Annotated in this window: 2 protein-coding genes; both read right to left on the bottom strand. The window is 46.7% G+C overall.

All coding sequences use genetic code 11. The features are described 5' to 3' along the window. Positions 1–159: 159 nt before the first annotated feature. Positions 160–1104 (bottom strand): nickel ABC transporter permease, encoded by a 945-nt coding sequence (nikB, locus tag GRP75_RS24005; protein WP_023988849.1) that lies wholly within the window; start codon positions 1102–1104, stop codon positions 160–162. 1 nt (position 1105) lies between these two features. Next, positions 1106–2587, bottom strand: coding sequence for a nickel ABC transporter substrate-binding protein (gene nikA, locus GRP75_RS24000; RefSeq protein ID WP_160790570.1), 1482 nt, complete (start codon positions 2585–2587; stop codon positions 1106–1108). Positions 2588–2589: the final 2 nt, after the last annotated feature.

The following is a 2589-nucleotide window of genomic DNA, read 5'->3' as shown; positions in this document are numbered from 1 at the left end:
GTAGTCGATTCCCCATCTGGATACGATACGGATCTTGCGGAGCAAGAAACGGAACGACTGTAATTGCTGCAAGAATGAGCAGAATGGAGAGCGACACGATCCATGTATTGGACAATCGCGTTCTGGTGAGCTGCCTGTTTTCCGCATGTACGGATTTTATCATGATAAACGTTTCTCCTTCAAAGCGATTTCAGGATTGACCCAACGGTAGGACAGCTCTACCAAAATATTGATACATACAATGAATGCAGCCATAAATACGGTATAGCCCTGAATAATGGGGTAATCCCTTGCAGCAATGGCATCCACAATCCATTTGCCCAGCCCTGGATAGGCGAATAGCACTTCAATCACGACTGTGCCTCCCAGTAGGCTGCCTATACTCTCACTGAATACCGTAATGAGTGGAACAAGACTGTGACGGAGCATATGTCTGAAAAAAATGCGGATGGGGCTGATTCCACGCGCTTGCGCCGCTTTGATAAAGTCTTGCCCCGAGCTTTCAATCAGACTTGCGCGGATCATTCGTACATAAACGGCCGCCATTGCCAATCCCAAGGTAAGAGAAGGGAGTACCAAATGAAAAGCGGTTCCTTCACCCATAGACGGCAAAATACGTAATTTAACTGCAAACCATTCGATAAACAAAAGCCCCAGCCAAAAGCTGGGAATCGAGGAGCCGATTAAGGCAAACACACGACTGGCTCTGTCAATCCAGCGGTTACGGTAGAGCGCCGCCATCGTTCCCAACGGGAGAGCTATCAGCAGCATAATGAACAGAGACCCTCCGGTAAGTAGCAGTGTATAAGGCAGTTTTTCCATAAACTCTGTGAATACTGGACGATGGGTTAAATAAGATTGTCCAAAATCAAACTGAAGCAACTGGACCAACCACTTACCATATTGCACAGGTAATGGTTGATCCAGCCCCAGTTGGCTGCGCATATCCATAATTTGCTGATTGGACACAGCTACATCGTCGACTCGGAGAATGCTCCGGACGGGATCGCCCGGAACAAGCTTAAGCAGACAGAAGCTCACAAAGGAAAGAATAAGAAAGAACAAGACCAGTTCAAGAAACTTTTTGGCGATGGATTTAAACATGCTAGTTCACATCCAGGTCCTGGGTCAGCAAGTAGTATTCACTTTGGCTAGTTACCCAGTTATGTACGTAATCGCGATAGGCCACTACGTTGTTTGGATGGACCAGAAAGGATTGCAGATTTTCTTGGTCAATCAGCGTGACAGCCTTCAGCGCCAGCTTGTTGCGTTCTTCCTCATTCACGGTGGTGTTCAGCTGTGAAATCATACCAGTGAGTTCCGGTACATGCACACGCCCATAATTCAGTGCTCCTTCAGGCATGTAAGCCGCATTCAGAAAATAGCTTGCATCGCCGCGCGGGGCTGTAATGCTACTATAAGTCGCTAAATCCCAATCCTGATGAGCGGCAAGATATTCGTCAATATTATCAACCTGACGGATATCAATCGTAATGCCAAGTTCTTTAGCGTTAGCCTGAATAAGCTGAGAGATGAGTGGAAGCTCCGCTCTCGACTGGTAAGTTAGCAATGTAAGATGAAGCGGCTTGCCGTCGGGGTTCGCAACTTTACCGTTCTGTACTGTATATCCAGCTTGCTTGAAGCCTTCTCGGGCAGCATTCAAATCAAACTGTTTCGTAATATATTCCGGTGAAAAAGGAAAGTCGGACAAGAACGGGCCTTGAGCAGGGGTTCCCTGACCAGACATGATACCACTGGCGATCTCATCCCGGTTGATCAGGTTATCAAATGCTTTACGAACAGCCGTCTTTTTCAGATCGTTATTGTTCATATTGTAAATAAGCTGATGCGTTCGCAAACTAGGAAGTGAGTCAACCTTAACGGTAGAATCAGCTTTCAATAGCTCCAGGCTTTCAATTGGCGGGCGATACACAATATCAGCAGTTTTGGCTTGAAAAGCAAGCTGACGTGCATTGGCGTCTTCGTTAAACATGAATTTAGCATGTTTCAACTTTACTTCACCGTTCCAATATTGTTCATTGCGCTCTAAATTCAGTTCACTTCCAGCACGGAAACTGGCAACCTTGAACGGTCCCGTTCCTGATGGGAAGTCATCTGTAACTGTGGTGTCTATAATAGCGGTATTCGGATGAACCAGCTCGGACACAAATTCCGGGAAAGGTTTGTCTGTCGTAATGGTCAAAATCTGTCCATCCGCATGAATATCACGGATATGTAGCGCATTTTTGACCGATGGATTGAGCTTTAGCGCTCTTTCCAAGGAGGCTTTGACAGCAGCGGCATTGACGGCTTTAGCGCTGTGGAAGTTCACACCTGGTCGGATGTTGAAGGTCCAGTGCTGTCCGTCCTTGCTGTCCCATTTCTCTGCAAGCCAAGCTTCCAGCTTAAGATCCTTGTTCACTTTGATCAGTGTTTCACTTACTCCAGCACGAACAGCTGTGTAATTTACATCTGCATGAGGATCTATAGAAGGGCTTTGCACATTGAATAATAAGGTGACACTTTTATCTTGTGGTGCAGCAGATGGAGAGGGTGAAGCTGACGGAGATGAAGCGCAGGCTGCCATCA

It is taken from the genome of Paenibacillus sp. OT2-17, assembly GCF_009827695.1.
GTDB lineage: Bacteria > Bacillota > Bacilli > Paenibacillales > Paenibacillaceae > Paenibacillus > Paenibacillus polymyxa_B.
The sequence above is the reverse complement of the archived record's forward strand: the minus strand, read 5'-3'. Positions and strand labels throughout refer to the sequence as shown.

Bases quoted from the DNA above. Each gene is read 5' to 3' on its own strand.
- nikB (WP_023988849.1), bottom strand. From the start codon at position 1,104: ATGTTTAAATCCATCGCCAAAAAGTTTCTTGAACTGGTCTTGTTCTTT.
- nikA (WP_160790570.1), bottom strand. From the start codon at position 2,587: ATGGCAGCCTGCGCTTCATCTCCGTCAGCTTCACCCTCTCCATCTGCT.